Origin of the sequence: Streptomyces boninensis, assembly GCF_048572725.1 — a bacterium.
Classification (GTDB): Bacteria; Actinomycetota; Actinomycetes; order Streptomycetales; family Streptomycetaceae; genus Streptomyces; species Streptomyces boninensis.
This window is the reverse complement of record NZ_CP183837.1, coordinates 6,013,134-6,030,463: the sequence shown is the minus strand read 5'-3', so window position 1 is coordinate 6,030,463 and position 17,330 is coordinate 6,013,134. Positions and strand designations below refer to the sequence as shown.

At 71.6% G+C, this 17,330-nt stretch carries 17 protein-coding genes; 10 read left to right on the top strand and 7 right to left on the bottom strand.

The genetic code is table 11. The features are described from left to right. Positions 1-2: 2 nt before the first annotated feature. From ACNNMR_RS27685 to ACNNMR_RS27675, 3 genes are read left to right on the top strand one after another with little or no spacing between them, the layout of a single operon-like run. The gene (locus ACNNMR_RS27685; RefSeq protein WP_419997392.1) at positions 3-1,442 is read left to right on the top strand and encodes an aldehyde dehydrogenase family protein; all 1,440 of its coding nucleotides are present in this window, start codon (positions 3-5) and stop codon (positions 1,440-1,442) included. Then, positions 1,435-2,322 (top strand): aldehyde dehydrogenase family protein, encoded by an 888-nt coding sequence (locus tag ACNNMR_RS27680; protein ID WP_419997391.1) that lies wholly within the window; start codon positions 1,435-1,437, stop codon positions 2,320-2,322. Before ACNNMR_RS27685 ends, ACNNMR_RS27680 begins: the two co-directional genes overlap by 8 nt. Before the next feature lie 5 nt (positions 2,323-2,327). Next, positions 2,328-2,927, top strand: coding sequence for a uridine kinase family protein (locus ACNNMR_RS27675; protein WP_419997390.1), 600 nt, complete (start codon positions 2,328-2,330; stop codon positions 2,925-2,927). A gap of 93 nt (positions 2,928-3,020) precedes the next feature. Here the strand turns inward: ACNNMR_RS27675 and ACNNMR_RS27670 are convergent, their stop codons facing one another. Continuing rightward, a complete protein-coding gene (locus ACNNMR_RS27670) occupies positions 3,021-3,788 on the bottom strand; it encodes a SigE family RNA polymerase sigma factor (RefSeq protein ID WP_419997389.1) in 768 nt (255 codons plus the stop codon). A gap of 178 nt (positions 3,789-3,966) precedes the next feature. On the opposite strand from ACNNMR_RS27670, the gene afsQ1 reads away from it, so the two are divergent. The 5 genes from afsQ1 to ACNNMR_RS27645 all read left to right on the top strand — a co-directional run bounded on the left by afsQ1 (position 3,967) and on the right by ACNNMR_RS27645 (position 7,668). Beyond that, a complete protein-coding gene (gene afsQ1, locus ACNNMR_RS27665) occupies positions 3,967-4,647 on the top strand; it encodes a two-component system response regulator AfsQ1 (protein ID WP_419997388.1) in 681 nt (226 codons plus the stop codon). Then, complete coding sequence (locus ACNNMR_RS27660; RefSeq protein ID WP_419997387.1) at positions 4,631-6,181, top strand: ATP-binding protein; 1,551 nt, start codon at positions 4,631-4,633, stop codon at positions 6,179-6,181. Before afsQ1 ends, ACNNMR_RS27660 begins: the two co-directional genes overlap by 17 nt. Further along, positions 6,178-6,768: a GerMN domain-containing protein gene (locus ACNNMR_RS27655; protein ID WP_419997386.1), complete on the top strand. Its 591-nt coding sequence runs from the start codon at positions 6,178-6,180 to the stop codon at positions 6,766-6,768. The genes ACNNMR_RS27660 and ACNNMR_RS27655 overlap by 4 nt, the downstream gene beginning before the upstream one ends. Before the next feature lie 85 nt (positions 6,769-6,853). Continuing rightward, the gene (locus tag ACNNMR_RS27650) at positions 6,854-7,438 is read left to right on the top strand and encodes a VanZ family protein (RefSeq protein WP_419997385.1); all 585 of its coding nucleotides are present in this window, start codon (positions 6,854-6,856) and stop codon (positions 7,436-7,438) included. A 20-nt stretch (positions 7,439-7,458) separates the two neighbouring features. After that, the gene (locus ACNNMR_RS27645; protein ID WP_419997384.1) at positions 7,459-7,668 is read left to right on the top strand and encodes a PspC domain-containing protein; all 210 of its coding nucleotides are present in this window, start codon (positions 7,459-7,461) and stop codon (positions 7,666-7,668) included. Between the two features lie 70 nt (positions 7,669-7,738). Here ACNNMR_RS27645 and ACNNMR_RS27640 read toward each other — a convergent pair whose 3' ends face one another. Then, positions 7,739-8,026 (bottom strand): hypothetical protein, encoded by a 288-nt coding sequence (locus tag ACNNMR_RS27640; RefSeq protein ID WP_419997383.1) that lies wholly within the window; start codon positions 8,024-8,026, stop codon positions 7,739-7,741. A 144-nt stretch (positions 8,027-8,170) separates the two neighbouring features. Further along, positions 8,171-9,328, bottom strand: a complete 1,158-nt coding sequence (locus ACNNMR_RS27635; RefSeq protein WP_419997382.1) for an adenosine deaminase — start codon at positions 9,326-9,328, stop codon at positions 8,171-8,173. Between the two features lie 157 nt (positions 9,329-9,485). Between ACNNMR_RS27635 and ACNNMR_RS27630 the strand changes: the two genes are divergently transcribed. After that, positions 9,486-10,229: an alpha/beta hydrolase gene (locus tag ACNNMR_RS27630; protein ID WP_419997381.1), complete on the top strand. Its 744-nt coding sequence runs from the start codon at positions 9,486-9,488 to the stop codon at positions 10,227-10,229. On the opposite strand, the gene ACNNMR_RS27625 is transcribed toward ACNNMR_RS27630, so the two are convergent. Continuing rightward, positions 10,218-11,510 carry an MFS transporter gene (locus ACNNMR_RS27625; protein ID WP_419997380.1) on the bottom strand — a complete coding sequence of 431 codons (1,293 nt, stop codon included), beginning with the start codon at positions 11,508-11,510 and terminating at the stop codon, positions 10,218-10,220. The genes ACNNMR_RS27630 and ACNNMR_RS27625 overlap by 12 nt on opposite strands. 63 nt (positions 11,511-11,573) lie before the next feature. On the opposite strand from ACNNMR_RS27625, the gene ACNNMR_RS27620 reads away from it, so the two are divergent. Beyond that, positions 11,574-12,563 (top strand): LysR family transcriptional regulator, encoded by a 990-nt coding sequence (locus tag ACNNMR_RS27620; RefSeq protein WP_419997379.1) that lies wholly within the window; start codon positions 11,574-11,576, stop codon positions 12,561-12,563. Here the strand turns inward: ACNNMR_RS27620 and ACNNMR_RS27615 are convergent. The 3 genes from ACNNMR_RS27615 to ACNNMR_RS27605 form a co-directional block, all read right to left on the bottom strand. Next, on the bottom strand, positions 12,517-15,213 hold the full coding sequence (locus ACNNMR_RS27615; RefSeq protein WP_419997378.1) for a PEP/pyruvate-binding domain-containing protein: 2,697 nt from the start codon (positions 15,211-15,213) through the stop codon (positions 12,517-12,519). The two genes, ACNNMR_RS27620 and ACNNMR_RS27615, sit on opposite strands and share 47 nt — an antisense overlap. Before the next feature lie 131 nt (positions 15,214-15,344). Continuing rightward, positions 15,345-15,824 (bottom strand): phospholipase, encoded by a 480-nt coding sequence (locus tag ACNNMR_RS27610; RefSeq protein WP_419997377.1) that lies wholly within the window; start codon positions 15,822-15,824, stop codon positions 15,345-15,347. A gap of 197 nt (positions 15,825-16,021) precedes the next feature. Continuing rightward, a complete protein-coding gene (locus tag ACNNMR_RS27605; protein ID WP_419997376.1) occupies positions 16,022-17,299 on the bottom strand; it encodes a thymidine phosphorylase in 1,278 nt (425 codons plus the stop codon). Positions 17,300-17,330 lie beyond the last annotated feature (31 nt).

Genomic DNA, 17,330 nt, shown 5'->3' with positions numbered 1-17,330 from the left:
ATATGACTGCCAATCCCTTCGAGTACGCCCCCGCCCCCGAGTCCCGGTCGGTCGTCGACATCGCGCCGGCGTACGGCCTCTTCATCGACGGCGAGTTCACCGACGCCGCCGAGGGCAAGGTCTTCAAGACCGTCTCCCCGGCGACCGAGGAGGTCCTCTCCGAGATCGCCCAGGCGGGCGAGGCCGACGTGGACCGGGCCGTGCAGGCCGCCCGCCGCGCCTTCGGCCCCTGGTCGGCCCTCCCCGGCGCCGAGCGCGCCAAGTACCTCTTCCGCATCGCCCGGATCATCCAGGAGCGCTCCCGCGAGCTGGCCGTCCTGGAGACCCTCGACAACGGCAAGCCGATCAAGGAGACCCGGGACGCGGATCTCCCGCTGATCGCCGCCCACTTCTTCTATTACGCGGGCTGGGCCGACAAGCTCGACCACGCGGGCTTCGGCCCGAATCCCCGGCCGCTGGGCGTCGCGGGCCAGGTCATCCCCTGGAACTTCCCGCTGCTGATGCTGGCCTGGAAGATCGCCCCGGCGCTGGCGACCGGCAACACGGTCGTCCTCAAGCCCGCCGAGACCACCCCCCTCTCCGCCCTCTTCTTCGCGGACATCTGCCGCCAGGCGGGCCTCCCCAAGGGCGTCGTCAACATCATCCCGGGGTACGGGGACGCGGGCGCCGCCCTCGTCGCGCACCCGGACGTCGACAAGGTCGCCTTCACCGGCTCCACCGCCGTCGGCAAGCAGATCGCCCGTACGGTCGCCGGCTCCAAGAAGAAGCTCACCCTCGAACTGGGCGGCAAGGGCGCCAACATCGTCTTCGACGACGCCCCCATCGACCAGGCGGTCGAGGGCATCGTCAACGGCATCTTCTTCAACCAGGGCCAGGTCTGCTGCGCCGGCTCCCGCCTCCTCATCCAGGAGTCGGTCGCCGACGAGGTCCTGGATGCCCTCAAGGCCCGCCTGTCGACCCTGCGCCTCGGCGACCCGCTCGACAAGAACACCGACATCGGCGCGATCAACTCCGCCGAGCAGCTCGCCCGCATCACCGAGCTCGCCGAGGCCGGCGAGGCCGAGGGCGCCGAGCGCTGGACGGCGCCGTGCGAACTGCCCGCGGACGGCTACTGGTTCGCCCCGACGCTCTTCACCGGCGTCACGCAGGCGCACCGCATCGCCCGCGAGGAGGTCTTCGGCCCGGTCCTCTCCGTCCTCACCTTCCGCACCCCCGCCGAGGCGGTCGCGAAGGCCAACAACACCCCGTACGGCCTCTCCGCCGGCATCTGGACGGAGAAGGGCTCCCGGATCCTGTCCGTCGCGGGCAGCCTCCGGGCCGGGGTCGTCTGGGCGAATACGTTCAACAAGTTCGACCCGACGTCGCCCTTCGGCGGCTACAAGGAGTCGGGTTTCGGCCGCGAGGGCGGCCGCCACGGTCTGGAGGCGTACCTCGATGTCTGACGCACGACTTGGGGTCCTCAAGACCTACAAACTCTTCATCGGCGGCAAATTCCCGAGGTCCGAGAGCGGGCGCGTGTACGAGGTGACCAGCAGCAAGGGCGAGTGGCTGGCCAACGCCCCCCAGTCGTCCCGCAAGGACGCCCGCGACGCGGTCGTCGCCGCCCGCAAGGCCTTCGCCGGCTGGTCGGGCGCCACCGCCTACAACCGCGGGCAGGTGCTCTACCGGGTCGCGGAGATGCTGGAGGGCCGCAAGGACCAGTTCGTACGGGAGGTCGCCGACGCCGAGGGCCTGGGCAAGTCCCGCGCCGCGGCCGTCGTGGACGCGGCCGTGGACCGGTGGGTCTGGTACGCGGGCTGGACCGACAAGATCGCGCAGGTGGCGGGCGGCGGCAACCCGGTCGCGGGCCCGTACTTCAACCTCTCCACGCCCGAGCCGACCGGCGTGGTCGCGGTCCTGGCCCCCCAGGAGTCGTCCTTCCTGGGCCTGGTCTCGGTCGTCGCCCCCGTCATCGTCACGGGCAACACCGCCGTCGTCGCCACCAGCGAGTCCGCCCCGCTCCCCGCGCTGTCTCTCGCCGAGGTGCTGGCCACCTCGGACGTCCCGGGCGGCGTCGTGAACGTCCTCTCCGGCCGTACGGCAGAGATCGCCCCGCCGCTGGCCGCGCACCAGGACGTCAACGCCATCGACCTCACCGGCGCCGACCCGGCCCTCGCCAAGGACCTGGAGACAGCCGCCGCGGACAACCTCAAGCGGGTGCTGCGGGCCGGGCCGCACGACTGGTCGCAGACCCCGGACACCAAGCGCCTGACGGCCTTCCTGGAGACCAAGACGGTCTGGCACCCGACGGGGTCCCTGGGCGTCGGCGGCTCCGCATACTAGAGGGCATGCCAGCACGCGTCATCCTCCTCACCGGCCCCTCCGGCTCCGGGAAGTCCCGCCTCGCCGCCGAGGCGGGACTGCCCATCCTGCGGCTCGACGACTTCTACAAAGAGGGCGACGACCCGACGCTGCCGGCCATGGGCGGCGGCATTGGCACGGACTGGGACCACCCGGCCTCCTGGAACGCCGGGGCCGCCATCGAAGCCATCGAGGAGCTCTGCGCCACCGGCCGCACCGACACCCCGCTCTACGACATCTCCACCAGCTCGATCACCGGCCACGAGATCTTCGACCTCAAGGACGCGCCGCTCTTCGTCGCCGAGGGCATCTTCGCGGCCGAGATCGTACGAGAGGTGGCCGACCGCGGGCTGCTGGCCGACGCGATCAGCCTGCAGATCGGCGCCGGGCGCACGTACCGCCGCCGGCTGCTGCGCGACCTGCGGGAGGGCCGCAAGGCGCCGCATGTGCTGCTGCTGCGCGGCTGGCGGCTGATGCAGGCCGAGCCGGCCATCACGGCCCGGCAGGTGGCGCTGGGCGCGCACGCTTGCAGCAAGCGGGAGGCGCTGGCCCGTATCGCCGCGGCCAAGGAAAAGATCCAGGCATGACGAAACGGGGCCAGTCAGACCCCCCGGCTGTCCGGCCCCGCCTCGTCCTTATCCCCCGTGTTACCCCCCGAGGGCTCCCCCACCCCCGGTCTGTCAGGCGACCAGCTCGCCGAAGGACTCTTCCTGGTCCCGGCCGAAGCTGAGCGCCTCGTCTTCGCGCAGCCGGCGCAGGGAGCGCCAGATGCTGCTCTTCACGGTGCCGACGCTGATGTTCAGCACGTCGGCGATCTCCGGGTCGGTACGACCCTCGTAGTAGCGCAGCACCAGCATCGTGCGCTGCAGCTCCGGCAGCTTGGCCAGCGCCTGCCACAGCACGGCGCGCAGCTCGGTGCCGCGCATCGCGTCCGTGTCGCCGGCCGTCTCCGGCAGCTCCTCGGTCGGGTACTCGGCGAGCTTGCGCCGCCGCCAGGCCGAGATGTGCAAGTTCGTCATGGTCCGCCGGAGATATCCCCCTACGGCGGCCTTGTCGCTGATCCGGTCCCATGCCCGGTAGGTCGAGAACAGTGCCGACTGCAGCAGGTCCTCGGCCTCGAAGCGGTCACCCGTCAGGTGATACGCGGTGGCGTACAAGGAGGCGCGACGCTCTTCCACATAGGCCGTGAACGCCGCTTCGGCGCTCGCGTCCTTGGCCGGGCGCCGCTCCCCCGGAACCTCCTTGTACGCCTCCGCGTCTCCTCCCCCGGATCCCCCGTGTCCCCCGATTTCCCCGTTACCCCCCGGGGTCTTGCCGGTGCCCTCGATGGCCACCATGTACGGCGGGCGGCGGACGGCGCCGTTGTGCGTGGTGCCGCGGACCCGGCCCGCATTGTGCAGGCGCGTACGAACTGCTGCGCTGATGGTGCTTTCGTGCGTAGCGTTCATGGCGCCTCCCCCGTCGGTGGAGCTGGTTTCTGCTGACCTGGAAAAGACTGCCCGGTGACTTTCATCGGCCTGTCTGCCGACTGTCACAGGCTTGCAACAGGCCTCTCGGAGGAGGTCTGGTGGAGGTCTGGCGGAGCCGAGGTCGAACCCTGGCGCCGATTGGGCCAGAATGACGCGCGTGCCTTCACTTCTGCTCATCGAGGACGACGACGCCATCCGTACGGCGCTGGAGCTGTCGCTGTCGCGACAGGGCCACCGCGTCACGACCGCGGCGACGGGTGAGGACGGCCTGAAACTGCTCAAGGAGCAGCGGCCCGACCTGATCGTGCTGGACGTGATGCTGCCCGGGATCGACGGCTTCGAGGTGTGCCGGCGGATCCGGCGGACCGACCAGCTGCCGATCATCCTGCTGACCGCGAGAAGCGACGACATCGACGTGGTGGTGGGCCTTGAGTCCGGCGCCGACGACTATGTGGTCAAGCCCGTGCAGGGCCGGGTGCTGGACGCCCGGATCCGCGCGGTGCTGCGGCGCGGGGAACGGGAGAGCTCCGACTCCGCCACGTACGGCAGCCTCGTCATCGACCGCTCTGCCATGACCGTCACCAAGGACGGCGAAGATCTGCAACTGACGCCGACCGAACTGCGGTTGCTGCTCGAACTCAGCAGACGGCCCGGACAGGCGCTGTCCAGACAGCAGTTGCTGCGGCTGGTCTGGGAGCACGACTATCTCGGCGACTCGCGGCTCGTCGACGCCTGCGTGCAGCGGCTGCGGGCGAAGGTCGAGGACGTACCGTCGTCGCCGAGCCTGATCCGTACGGTGCGCGGTGTGGGCTATCGACTGGATGCGCCGTCTGCGTGATCACAGCAAGGACAGTCAAGTGAGTACTGACCCCGGGCGGCTGCGCGGGTGGGCGTCCGGGATTCTGCGCTGGGTGAGCCTGCGGCTGCGGCTTGTCATCGTGTTCGCGCTGGTGGCGCTCGTGTCGGCGGTGTCGGTGGCCGGGATCGCGTACTGGCTGAACCGGGACGCGGTGCTGAAGCGGACGCAGGACGCCTCGCTGCGGGACTTCCGGGAGTCGCTCAAGGACGTCACCGACGCGCTGCCGCTGACCGCGGACTGCCGGGATCTCGAGGACGCCGCCCGCAAGCTCGCCACCAGCAGCCAGAACTACGAGGTGCTGATCCGCGCCGACCGCGGCGACGCCCCGCGGTGCACGGCCTACTCGGACAAGGGCGTGTTCAAGGCCGCCGACGTGCCGGCCGCGCTGCGCACGGCGGTCAATGACCGGCGTACGGACGGCACGGCGCCGTACCACCTGTACTGGCAGCGGATCACCATGGGCGACCGCCCGTATCTGATCGGCGGCGCCCGGGTGGACGGCGGCAACTGGACCGGCTACATGCTCAAGTCGCTGGACGCGGAGCGCAAGGACCTCAATTCCCTCGCCTGGTCGCTGTCCATCGCCACGGCCCTGTCGCTGATCGGCTCCGCGCTGCTCGCCCAGGCCGCCGCCTCGACCGTGCTGCGGCCCGTGCAGCGGCTCGGCGACGCGGCGCGGCGGCTCGGCGAGGGGAAGCTCAACACCCGGCTGCGGGTGACCGGCACCGACGAACTGGCCGACCTGGCGCGGACCTTCAACCAGACCGCGGCCCGGCTGGAGAAGCAGGTCGACGAGCTGAGCGAGCGGGAGAAGGCGAGCCGGCGGTTCGTCGCCGACATGTCCCATGAGCTGCGTACGCCGATGACCGCGATCACCGCCGTGACCGAGGTGCTCGAGGAGGAGCAGGACAACCTCGACCCGATGGTGGCGCCCGCCGTGCAGCTGGTGGTCAGCGAGACGCGGCGGCTGAACGACCTGGTGGAGAACCTGATGGAGGTCACCCGCTTCGACGCGGGCACGGCGAGGCTGGTGCTGGATTACGTGGACGTCGCCGACCAGGTGACCGCTTGCATCGACGCCCGGGCCTGGCTGGACGCCGTGGAGCTGGACGCGGAGCGCGGGCTGAATGTGCGGCTCGATCCGCGGCGGCTCGACGTGATCCTGGCGAATCTCATCGGCAACGCGCTCAAGCACGGCGGCTCGCCCGTGCGGGTCGCGGTGCGGCTGGTGGGCGAGGATCTGGTGATCGAGGTCAAGGACAACGGCCCCGGCATCCCCGAGGAGGTGCTGCCGCACGTCTTCGACCGCTTCTACAAGGCGGACGCGTCCCGGGCCAGAAGCGAGGGCAGCGGGCTCGGCCTGTCCATCGCGGTGGAGAACGCCCGTATCCACGGCGGCACCATCACCGCGGAGAACCTCCCCGAGGGCGGCGCGGTCTTCACGCTGCGGCTGCCCAGGGACGCCTCCGCGGCGGAAGAGGCCCTGGAGCGGGAAGGGCGTGACGGGCGGTGAGGATCGTACGAAAGCAGGTCCTGATGACGCTCGCCGCCACCGCCGCGCTCGCGCTGCCGCTGCTGGCCGGCTGCGGGATCCGGCCCACCTCCGTGCCCGTGGACGCCGGCGAGGCGCCCGCGCGGGCCGAGTGCGGGGCCGAGGAGCGCGAGACCCCGGCGGCGCCGCGGGAGCAGGGCGAGGAGCTGCGGCAGGTCTTCCTGGTCTGCGGGCCGGTGATCTCGACCGTACGGCGCAGCGTCCCCGGCGCGCAGAACGGCGACCGGGACTCCCGGCACGCGGCCGCGGAGGCGCTGCTGGCGGAGCTGCAGCGCAAGCCGACCGACCAGGAGGAGGACGACGGGTACACCACGAGCGTCCCCGACACCCTCTCCGTAGCCGATCCGCAGCCCGATGACCCGGTGGCCGCGGTGCGGCTGAGCCGGGATCCGGACGACATCGGCGACCCGGCGCTGGCGCAGCTGGTGTGCACCTTCGCGGGCGAGGACGGCAGCGTGCGGCTCGGCGGTCCGAACCGGCCGGAGCTGACCTCGTACGCGTGCGGCGGCGACGTGCTCGCCGACCCGTCGCGGGTGCGGGACAGCTGACCTGCGGGAGGGCTTCGGGGAGCGCTACGGGGAGTGACGTACGCGACGGGAACCACGCGGGCGGATGGCGGCGTCGTGACCTAACGTGCAGCGGCATGCATCGGCGGAGCTGACCGCCAGGAGTTTTCGCGCGGCGGGGGCCGTGCTCATCGGCGTTCATCTGGCGGCCGTCTGGTGGGTCGCACTGCGGCCCGCCTCGGTGCCCTGGGTGTACGCCTCGAACCTGACGCCGCTCGCCACCATCCGGATCGAGCTGGAGGCCGGCGGCTGGCAGGCGCTCCGCTCGATAGGCGGCTCGCTGCTGCTCCTCGCCCCGCTCGGCTTCCTGCTGCCGCTGGCCCGCGGCCGGCTGCTGTCCTCGCCGGTGGGCTCGCTGGTGCGGACCTCGCTGGCCGGGCTGATGCTGTCGGTGGTCATCGAGCTGCTGAAGACCGGGATTCCCGGGCAGGTCGCGAATGTGGACGCGGTGCTGCTGAATGTGGCCGGCGTCGCGATCGCGCATGCGGCCGTGGTGCCCGCGGTACGGGCGTGGCTGCGGCGGTCGCACGGCACCGCGGGCGGCTCTCAGGGGAAACCCCGAGAATTCCCAGGGTCCGGATCGCTCCCCGGGGCGACGCAGCAGCGGGACCTGCGGCCGTACGGTGGTATTACCGTCAAGGAGACGGGATAACGACCTAAGGAGTCGCAGCCATGGCCGCACTGACCCGCCCTCGCGAAGGCAGGGTAATCGCCGGCGTATGCGCGGGCCTGGCCCGGCGCTTCGGCATTTCCGCGAATGCGATGCGGATTATCTTCCTGGTTTCCTGCCTGCTGCCGGGACCGCAGTTCCTGATCTATCTGGGAGCGTGGGTGCTGATGCCCCGGGACGACAAGGCGCAGAGCTACCAGTCCGCCTGGTAACACCCGACAGCTGACAATGCGAGGGCCGCGCACCTGGTGGGTGCGCGGCCCTCGCCGTTGTGCGGGGCCCTTACAGGGCGCCGCCCAGCACCTGGTTCGGCACCTCGGTGAGCTCGTTGTCACCGGTGAGGCCCTCCGCGCCGCCGACCACGGAGCCGAGGTTGTCCCCGACCGGGACGTCGCGGGTGACCGCGGACGGCTGCACGTTGCCGACCTTGACGTCGTCGAGCGCGCCGGCGACGCCGCCCACGGGCAGCGAGTCCACCGGGCTCACAGGCGCCGCGGACGCGGAGCCGGCGGCGCAGGCGGCCAGGGCCGCACCCAGGACGGCGGTGCCGAGAATCTTGCGGGAGTTCATGGAATACATCCTCGTCATCATGGTTTGAGGGCGCTTCAAGGCACTTCAAGCTAGCCAGGGCCAGGAACGGGACGCAATCACCTGCCGACATGGTTGCGGCCGTACGGAAATTGCCCCGTACGGCCGCATCCGCATTTTGTCCGATCAAACGTTCCCGGGTGAAGAAGTGCTGGTCACCGCGGTCTGCTGGAAAAGCCATTCGGAGCGCAGCTCGGCATAGCCGGGCTTGATGACCTCGTTGATCATCGCCAGGCGTTCATCGAAAGGAATGAATGCCGATTTCATGGCATTGACCGTGAACCACTGCATGTCCGCGAGCGAGTAGCGGAAGGTGCGCACCAGGTGCTCGAACTCGCGGCTCATCGACGTGTCGCTCATGAGCCGGTTGTCGGTGTTCACGGTGGCGCGGAAGTGCAGCCGGCGGAGCAGGCCGATGGGGTGCTCGGCGTACGAACTGGCCGCCCCTGTCTGGAGGTTGGAGCTGGGGCACAGCTCCAGCGGGATGCGCTTGTCGCGGACGTACGCGGCGAGGCGGCCGAGCTTCACGCTGCCGTCGTCGGCGATCGTGATGTCGTCGATGATGCGCACGCCGTGGCCGAGGCGGTCGGCGCCGCACCACTGCAGTGCCTGCCAGATGGAGGGCAGGCCGAAGGCCTCGCCGGCGTGGATGGTGAAGTGGTTGTTCTCCCGCTTCAGGTACTCGAAGGCGTCGAGGTGCCGGGTGGGCGGGTAGCCGGCCTCGGCGCCGGCGATGTCGAAGCCGACGACGCCCAGATCGCGGTAGCGGTTGGCGAGTTCGGCGATCTCCAGGGCGCGGGCGGCGTGCCGCATCGCGGTGAGCAGGGCGCCGACGCGGATCCGGCGGCCGGCCTGCTGCGCCCGGCGCTCGCCTTCGCGGAAGCCCTCGTTGACCGCCTCGACGACCTCTTCGAGGCTCAGCCCGGCGGTGAGGTGCTGCTCGGGGGCGTACCGGACCTCGGCATAGACGACGCCGTCGGCAGCCAGGTCCTCGGCGCACTCGGCGGCGACGCGGACGAGGGCGTCGCGGGTCTGCATGACCGCGCAGGTGTGCGCGAAGGTCTCGAGATAGCGCTCCAGTGAGCCGGAGTCGGCGGCTTCGCGGAACCACATGCCGAGCTTTTCCGGGTCGGTCTCCGGGAGGCTCTCGTAGCCGGTCTGAGCGGCGATCTCCACGATGGTGGCGGGGCGCAGGCCGCCGTCGAGATGGTCGTGGAGCAGCACCTTGGGCGCGCGGCGGATCTGGTCCGGGGTGGGAATCACTCCCTGGGTCTCGCTTGTCATCTCCGCACCATAGCGCCGGGGCGGGCGGATGGCTACGCGCGTAGAGGTGCCGCGCGTCAGGTGACCTGGGGGTGGGCTGGGTATGGCATTCAGATGGCGGGTGTGGAGCTTTCCGGGCTGTTCCCCGGAACAGCGGCTTTCTGACAGGGTGTTGTTCATGACGCAGGCGAGCGTGTCGCGTGAGGCCAGGCTTGGGCGGGGGCGGACGGAAGGGTCCGTTCAGGCGGCGGTGTTGATGTTGCCCGCGGGGAAGGTCGAGGGCAGCGGGCGGCCCTCGCCGCTGGCGGCGGCGGCCATGCGGCCGCTGGGGCGGCGGCTGGCGCGGGCCGGTCGCGAGGACGGGCTCGCGGTGCATGTCGTGCACTACCGGTGCAGCGGGTGGAACGGGTCGGCGGCGGATCTCGCGTCCGACGCGGGGTGGGCGCTTGATGAGGTGGTGCGGCGGTACGGGGATGTGCCGGTGTGTCTCATCGGTACCGACATGGGTGGGCGGGCGGCGCTGCGGGCGGCGGGGCATGAGGCCGTTCATGCGGTGGTGGCGTTGGCGCCTTGGCTGCCGGAGCAGCCGGGGGCTGCGGAGCCTGTGCGGCAGTTGGTCGGGCGGCAGGTGTTGATCGCGCACGGCACGAATGATGAGCGGACGGATCCGGAGCTGTCGTACCGGCTCGCGGAGCAGGTGAAGAAGGTGAATCCGGAGGTGTGCCGCTTCGAGGTGCACTCGGATCGGCATGGGATGCACCAGCATCGGGCCGAGGTGGCGGCGCTGGCCGTGGACTTTGTGATCGGGGCGCTGTACGGGCGCGGGTTTTCGCGGCCCGTGGCCGACGCGCTGGTGGCTCCGCCGCCGTTGGGACTGCGGATGCCGTTGGCCTCCGGCTTTGGGGCAGCGTTACGACACTGAGGCCCGGGCATCTGTTCCGCGCTGCGCGCGGATATCGCGCCTGCGGCGCTCGTCCTCAAACGCCGGACGGGCTTGAATCGGTGCCCGCACCTTCGCCCGCGCCCGGCTCGTCCCGTACAGCGTGATCGCGCCCACTCCCGCCAGCGCCGCCAGGCCCAGCGTCACCACGCCGCCCCAGCCCGCCGCGTGGAACGCGAGCGCGCCGACCGTCGCACCCGCGCTGGAGCCCGCGTAGTACGCGACCTGGTAGAGGGCCGACGCCTGCGCGCGGCCCGTGGTCGCGGTGCGGCTCACCGAGCCGGAGGCGACTGCGTGGCCCGCGAAGAAGCCTGCGGTGATCAGGACCAGGCCGAGGAGGACGGCCAGGAGGGAGTCGGCGAGGGACAGGAGGAGGCCGACGACCGCCGTCAGCGCGCCCAGGTAGATCGTGCCGCGGCGGCCGAAGCGGCCCGCCAGGTGGCCGGCCGCCGAGGACGAGGCCGTGCCTACCAGGTAGATGACGAAGACCGAGCCGATCAGGCCCTGGGAGAGGTTGAAGGGGGCCTCGTCCAGGCGGTAGCCGATCACCGTGTAGACGGCGCCGAAGACGACCATGAAGAGCATGCCGATGGCGTACAGGCGCAGCATCAGGCCGTCGGCGAGGTGGGTGCGTACCGTCGCCGCCAGGGCGCGGGGGCGGAGGGGGGACGGGGTGAAGTTGCGGGCGGCGGGGAGGAGCAGGCGGAAGGCCACCGCGCAGAGCAGCGAGAGCGCCGCGACCGCGGCCAGAGCCACGCGCCAGCCGGCCGCCTGGGTCACCCAGCCGGTCAGGATGCGGCCGGTCATGCCGCCGATGCTGTTGCCGGCGACGAAGAGGCCGATCGCGGTGATGACGGACTCGCGGCGGACCTCCTCGCCGATGTAGGCGATGGCGGAGGCCGGGATGCCGGCGATGGCGATGCCCTGCAGGACGCGGAGCGCGATGAGGGTGGTGTGGTTCGGGGCCAGCGGCATGACCACGGCCAGGGCGACCGCTACGGCGAGCGCCGCCGTCATCAGCCGGCGGCGGCCGATGCGTTCGGAGACCGCGCTCAGCGGGAGTACGGCGAGCGCCAGCGCCAGCGTCGTACCGGAGACCGTCCAGCTGGCCGAGCCCGGGGCGACGCCCAGGTCCGCGGAGATGGCGGGGAGCAGCGCCTGGGTGGAGAAGAGGAGGGCGAAGGTGGCGACGCCGGAGGAGAAGAGGGCGAGGGTCATGCGGCGGTAGCCGGGACCGCCTGGGGACAGCTTGCTGGCTGGCATGTCCTCGACCGTACGAGGCCGGGGTTGATGCGTCCAATGCATGGAATTGCGATAATCGATGCTGTGGTGCATCAAGCGAGGTCACAGGCGTCTCTGTCACGGGGCCGCAATAGTAAAGTCACTTTCGTTACGGACGAGCGCGAGGAGCGCGAGGACTGGGCGGCCCTGCTGGCGCCGCGGCTCGCGCAGTTCGCGGCCGTGGCGCGGCATGAGCATGTGACGCGGGCCGCCGCGGAGCTGGGCGTGCCGCAGTCGAGTCTGAGCCGGGCCATCGTGCGGCTGGAGGAGGACCTGGGGGTGGCGCTCTTCGCCCGGCACGGGCGGACGGTGTCGCTCACCCCTGCCGGGCGGGACTTTCTGGCGTCCGTGGAAGGCGCCTTGGGCGAGGTGGGGCGGGCGGCCGAGTCCGTACGGGCCGATGCCGATCCCGCGTACGGGAAGGTCGCCTTCGGGTTTCTGCACACGCTCGGGCCGGAGACCGTGCCGGAGTTGATCCGGGGGTTTCGGATCGAGCATCCGCGGGTGCGGTTCACGCTGGTGCAGGGGTACGGGGAGTGGCTGATCGAGCGGCTGCGGGAGGGGGAGCTGGATCTTTGTCTGGCGTCGCCGGTGCCCGATGCGCCCGATCTGCGGGCGCGGCGGCTGGCGGAGCAGCGGCTGCGGCTCGTCGTGCCGGACGATCACCGGCTGGCGGCGCGTAAGCGGGTGCGGCTGGCGGAGGCGGCGGAGGAGGTCTTCGTGACGCTGGAGCCGGGGTATGGGATGCGGCGGATCACGGATGATCTGTGTGCGCAGGCCGGGTTCACGCCGAAGATCGCCTTTGAGGGGGAGGAAGCCGAGACGCTGCGGGGGCTGGTGGCGGCGGGGTTGGGGGTTGCTCTGCTGCCGCCGCCCGCGGTGGCCAGGCCGGGGGTCGTCGAGCTGACGATCTCCGCGCCGCGGGCGGTGCGGGAGATCGGGGTGGCGTGGGTGGCCGGGCACTCCGACCCGCCGCCCGTGGCCGCCTTCAAGCGGTTTCTGCTGGGGCGGAAGGGGCAGCTGCTGGCGGGGTAGCGCTCGGCGTCACCGTGCCCGCCGCGCCGTCGACCGTGATCGTGGCGCCGTCCTTGATCAGCTCCGTCGCGCGGGCCACGCCCACCACCGCCGGGATGCCGTACTCGCGGGCCACCACCGCGCCGTGCGAGATCGCGCCGCCCATCTCCATCACCAGGCCGCCCGCGGTGAGGAACAGCGGGGTCCAGCCCGGGTCGGTGGACGGGCAGACCAGGATCTCGCCCGGGTTGAGGTGGACGCCGACCGGTTCGTGGACGACGCGGGCGGTGCCGGTGACCGTACCGGCGGAAGCGGGCGTGCCGGCCAGCCCGCCGGCCTCGGCGGTGACCTCGCGGGCCGCCGACGCCGCGCCCAGCGCCTCCGCGTCCGTGCCGTCGGAGAGCAGCACCCGCGGGATGTGCTTGCGGCGCAATTCGCGGTCGTACGCCTCGCGGTGGCGGGTCACCAGCGGGCGCAGGTCGGTGCCGCGGAGGCCGGCGCGAGCCTGCTCCAGCGATACGTAAAAGATGTCCTCCGGGCGCTCCAGCACCCCCTGCTCCACCAGGTGCTCCCCCACCGCCTTCAGGTGGGTGCGCAGGCCCGCGAAGGCGCGGATCATCGTGGACTTCGGCAGCTCGCGCAGCCCGGCCAGCTGCCGGGTCCGGTCGAGTGCGAAACGCAGCACTGGGGCGAGCCTGGGGTCCGCCCGTTCCGTCACCTCCTCGATGGTCCGCTCGGCCTCCTCCGCGCCCTTGGCGAACAGCACGTCGGGGGCGAGGTCCGGGTCGTCGAGGCGCAGGTAGTTGGCGAGGACGCCGAGGATGTGGGTGGGGTCATCGGACCAGCGGGGCATGCCGAGGTCGATCTCGGCGACGGCGCGGTGGCCGTAGTCGGCCATGAAGGCGTCGAGTTCGCGCTGGACGGTGGCGGGGAGGGCGGTCAGCGCGGCCAACTCCGCCGCCGGGGTGTCGCGGAGGGTGCGGGCCGCCACCGGGTCCGCCTTGATGCGGGTGGCGGCCTGCCACAGGGCCAGGTCCATTTCGGTGGTGACGTTGTGCGGGAGGCTGCGCAGGACGTTCTGCAGCTCGGCGCGGTCGGTGGGATCCGTGACCAGGAGCCGCGCCAGCCCGAACATCAGGTACCCGGCGGCGAAGTCGGGCACGATCGCGTACACGAGGGGGAAGAGCTTGCTGCCGAGCAGCCGCTCCACGTGGTCGAGGCGGGTGGCCGGCGAGGCGTCGGCGGGCAGCCGCAGCAGGGCGTCCAGGGTCGCGGGGAGGCGGTCGGCGCGGCGGAGCGCCGTGCCCGGGTCGATGAGCGCCCCGGCGATCTGCAGCGGCAGCTTGTAGCCGCCGGCGACGGACTTGGGGAGGGCGCGCAGCGTCTTGAGGAGGGTGCCGCGGCGGTGGCGTACGGAGAGGCGGGGGTCGGTGAGCAGGTGTCTGATCACGGTGGCGGAGCGGGCTTCGGCGACGTCGAGCGCGCGCGGCAGCATCTCCCGGCCGAGGCGGCTGCGGAGCGCGTCGGTGATGTCGGCGTAGATCCGGCCGCCCGCCTCGACGATGCCGAGCGACGAGCCCGCGGTCGGGCTGCGGCCGCCGGGGTTGGTGCGGCTGCTGCGGGTGAGGAGCTGGAAGGCGTCCACGCCCATGGGAGTGAACGGGCGGTAGACGCCCTGGGCGACATTGACGGAGAGGTAGACGCGCAGGCCGGGCTGGTCGCTCTCCGGGGCCGGGTAGAGGGTGGTGACGGGGCGGGCCTGGAGCAGCCAGAGCTTGCCGTCCTTGTCGATCGCCCACTCGGTGTCCTGCGGGGCGCCGTCGTAGAGCCGCTCGGTGCGGGCGCCGAGGCGGGTGAGGTCGGCGAGCTGGGCGTCGGTGAGGGTGTCTTCGGCGGCCTCGGCGTCGATCTGTTCCGTACCGCCCTCGGGGAGGCCGCGGATGAGGGTGGTGCGGTGGCCGGGGCGGCGTTCGGTGATGCGGCCGGTGGCGGTGTCGACGACGAAGCGGTCCGGGTCGACGGCGCCGGAGACCACGGATTCGCCCAGCCCCGGGCTGGCGTCGATGACGGTCTCGTGGCGGCGGCCGGTCACCGGATTCGCGGTGAACATGACCCCGGCGACGGCGGCCGGCACCATCCGCTGCACGACGACGCAGAGGCGTACGGCGGCGTGGTCGATGCCGTTCGCGGCGCGATAGGCCACGGCCCGGTCGGTCCACAGCGACGCCCAGCAGCGGCGGACGGCGTCGACGACCGCGTCCTCGCCGACGACGTTCAGGTAGGTGTCCTGCTGCCCCGCGAAGCTGGCGTCGGGCAGGTCCTCGGCGGTGGCGGAGGAGCGTACGGCCACGGGGCCTTGGGCGGCGGTGTCGGCGACGGCGGCCACGATGTCGTCGGCCACGTCGGCCTGGAGGATCAGTGCCCGGGCGCGCTGGGCGAGGCGGGCGAGGGCGGCGGTGTCTGTGGGCGCGGTGGCGGCCAGTTCGGCGAGTACGGGCCCGAGCCCGGCGCCCGCGGCGACCCTCCCGTACGCCTCCGTCGTCACGCACACGCCGGGCGGGACGGGGAGCCCGGCGCGGGTCAGGATGCCGAGGTTGAGCGCCTTGCCGCCGACCAGCGGCAGCATGTCATCGGCGATATCGGCGAAAGGCAGCACAAGAGGGGCGTCCATGCGTGAATCATCCCGCTTGCGGCGTGCCGGTGCGCTCTGGAGCCGGCTGACGAGTGATCGGCGCGGTCGCAGAGCGGCCGGGACCGGCCCTGCCGCACTACGACCGCGACTTCACAACCGTGGTCTACCGGTCAGCCGACCGGGACGGTCTCCTGCTGGCCCGCGACCCTGACGGCCTGGTAGTACGTCCAGGCGAGGCCGTCGCACGCGGTCCCCGTCGCTCCGCTGTAGCCGTTGCAGACGCGCTTGAGGTCCTCGTAGAAGGCGCTGTCGAGGCGGTCCTTGTTCGCGGGGAAGGCGCCCATGGCCTTGTAGTTGCGGTAGCCGAAGTCGTGCCGTATGCAGCTCTTCTCAAACGGGAACCCGAACGGGTTGTCGGGCGATGAGGAGCATTTGTCCGTCGACCAGTCGAAGTTGTACGCGGCGTACTTGCCCATCTCGGCGCGGGCGGCGTGGAACGCGTTCGCGCTGCTCGCGCTGGTCTGGGTCCAGCTCGACAGCAGCTGTGGCTTGTCGGACGGGGCGGCGGCGGCTGGGCCGGCGGAGCCGAGGGCGGCAAGAAGGGTTGCGGACGCCACCGATAAACCGGCGATGAGTCTGGTGCGGCGCATTCAGAACCTCCGTGGCGGGTCCGGTCGGGACCCGGATAGCGCATGGGCATGTCAGGTGTGACTGCGCCGGTTAGCTACCCCTCCGCGGAGAAATCTGAACCCTTTCACGGAGATCCTTGTCCGCGAACTACCTGCTCGTATGCGGCAGTTGGGCTTCCGTTTACTCGCCTTACTCGCCTTACTCGCCCACGCCCGCCTCAGCCAATACGGTCCAGGACCACCGGCCGCGGCTCGTACGCGGTTCCGGCCGGCGCGATGTCGTATGCGTCCGGCAGGGACTGGAGCGCGTACTCGAACTTCTCCGGGGTGTCCGTGTGCAGGGTCAGCAGGGGCTGGCCCGCCGTCACCGACTCCCCCGGCTTGGCGTGCAGTTCGATGCCCGCCGCCGCCTGGACCGGGTCTTCCTTGCGGGCCCGGCCCGCGCCGAGGCGCCAGGCCGCTACGCCGACGGCGTAGGCGTCGAGGCGGGTCAGGATGCCGGACGACGGGGCCGTCAGCACCTGGGTCTCGCGGGCCACCGGCAGTGCGGCGTCCGGGTCGCCGCACTGTGCCGCGATCATGCGGCGCCAGGCGTCCATGGCCGAGCCGTCGGCGAGGGCCTTTGCCGGGTCGGTGTCGTGGAGGCCGGCCGCGTCGAGCATCTCGCGGGCCAGGGCGAGGGTCAGTTCGACCACGTCCGACGGACCGCCGCCGGCCAGGACCTCGACCGACTCGCGGACTTCCAGGGCGTTGCCGGCCGTCAGGCCGAGGGGGGTGGACATGTCGGTGAGGAGGGCGACCGTGCGCACGCCGTGGTCCGTGCCCAGGCCGACCATCGTCTGCGCCAGCTCGCGGGCGTCATCGAGGGACTTCATGAAGGCGCCGGAGCCGACCTTCACGTCGAGGACGAGGGAGTCCGTACCCTCGGCGATCTTCTTCGACATGATCGAGGAGGCGATGAGCGGGATGGACTCCACGGTGGCCGTGACGTCCCGCAGCGCGTAGAGCTTCTTGTCCGCGGGAGCGAGGCCGTCGCCCGCCGCGCACACCACCGCGCCTACGTCCCGCAGCACCGCCAGCATCTCGTCATTCGACAGCAGCGCCCGCCAGCCCGGGATGGACTCCAGCTTGTCCAGCGTGCCGCCGGTGTGGCCGAGGCCGCGGCCGGAGAGCTGCGGGACGGCGGCGCCGCACGCCGCGACCAGGGGGGCCAGCGGCAGCGTGATCTTGTCGCCGACGCCGCCCGTCGAGTGCTTGTCGGCGGTGGGGCGGTCCAGAGACGAGAAGTCCATCCGCTCGCCCGACGCGATCATCGCCGCCGTCCAGCGGGCGATCTCCGGGCGCTCCATGCCGTTGAGGAAGATGGCCATCGCCAGCGCCGACATCTGCTCGTCGGCGACCTCGCCGCGGGTGTACGCGTCGATGATCCAGTCGATCTGCTCGTCCGTCAGGCGGGCGCGGTCGCGCTTCGCGCGGATTACCGAGATTGTGTCCACGGGGACACCCCTTTCAGGTTCGTGACGCCGT

Excerpts from the sequence above, each read along its gene's own strand:
- ACNNMR_RS27645 (WP_419997384.1), top strand. The coding sequence starts at position 7,459 with ATGGCCGCACTGACCCGCCCTCGCGAAGGCAGGGTAATCGCCGGCGTA.
- ACNNMR_RS27680 (WP_419997391.1), top strand. The coding sequence starts at position 1,435 with ATGTCTGACGCACGACTTGGGGTCCTCAAGACCTACAAACTCTTCATC.
- ACNNMR_RS27610 (WP_419997377.1), bottom strand. The coding sequence starts at position 15,824 with ATGCGCCGCACCAGACTCATCGCCGGTTTATCGGTGGCGTCCGCAACC.
- ACNNMR_RS27635 (WP_419997382.1), bottom strand. The coding sequence starts at position 9,328 with ATGACAAGCGAGACCCAGGGAGTGATTCCCACCCCGGACCAGATCCGC.
- ACNNMR_RS27625 (WP_419997380.1), bottom strand. The coding sequence starts at position 11,510 with ATGCCAGCCAGCAAGCTGTCCCCAGGCGGTCCCGGCTACCGCCGCATG.
- ACNNMR_RS27685 (WP_419997392.1), top strand. The coding sequence starts at position 3 with ATGACTGCCAATCCCTTCGAGTACGCCCCCGCCCCCGAGTCCCGGTCG.
- ACNNMR_RS27630 (WP_419997381.1), top strand. The coding sequence starts at position 9,486 with ATGACGCAGGCGAGCGTGTCGCGTGAGGCCAGGCTTGGGCGGGGGCGG.
- ACNNMR_RS27660 (WP_419997387.1), top strand. The coding sequence starts at position 4,631 with ATGCGCCGTCTGCGTGATCACAGCAAGGACAGTCAAGTGAGTACTGAC.
- ACNNMR_RS27615 (WP_419997378.1), bottom strand. The coding sequence starts at position 15,213 with ATGGACGCCCCTCTTGTGCTGCCTTTCGCCGATATCGCCGATGACATG.
- ACNNMR_RS27640 (WP_419997383.1), bottom strand. The coding sequence starts at position 8,026 with ATGAACTCCCGCAAGATTCTCGGCACCGCCGTCCTGGGTGCGGCCCTG.
- ACNNMR_RS27675 (WP_419997390.1), top strand. The coding sequence starts at position 2,328 with ATGCCAGCACGCGTCATCCTCCTCACCGGCCCCTCCGGCTCCGGGAAG.
- ACNNMR_RS27670 (WP_419997389.1), bottom strand. The coding sequence starts at position 3,788 with ATGAACGCTACGCACGAAAGCACCATCAGCGCAGCAGTTCGTACGCGC.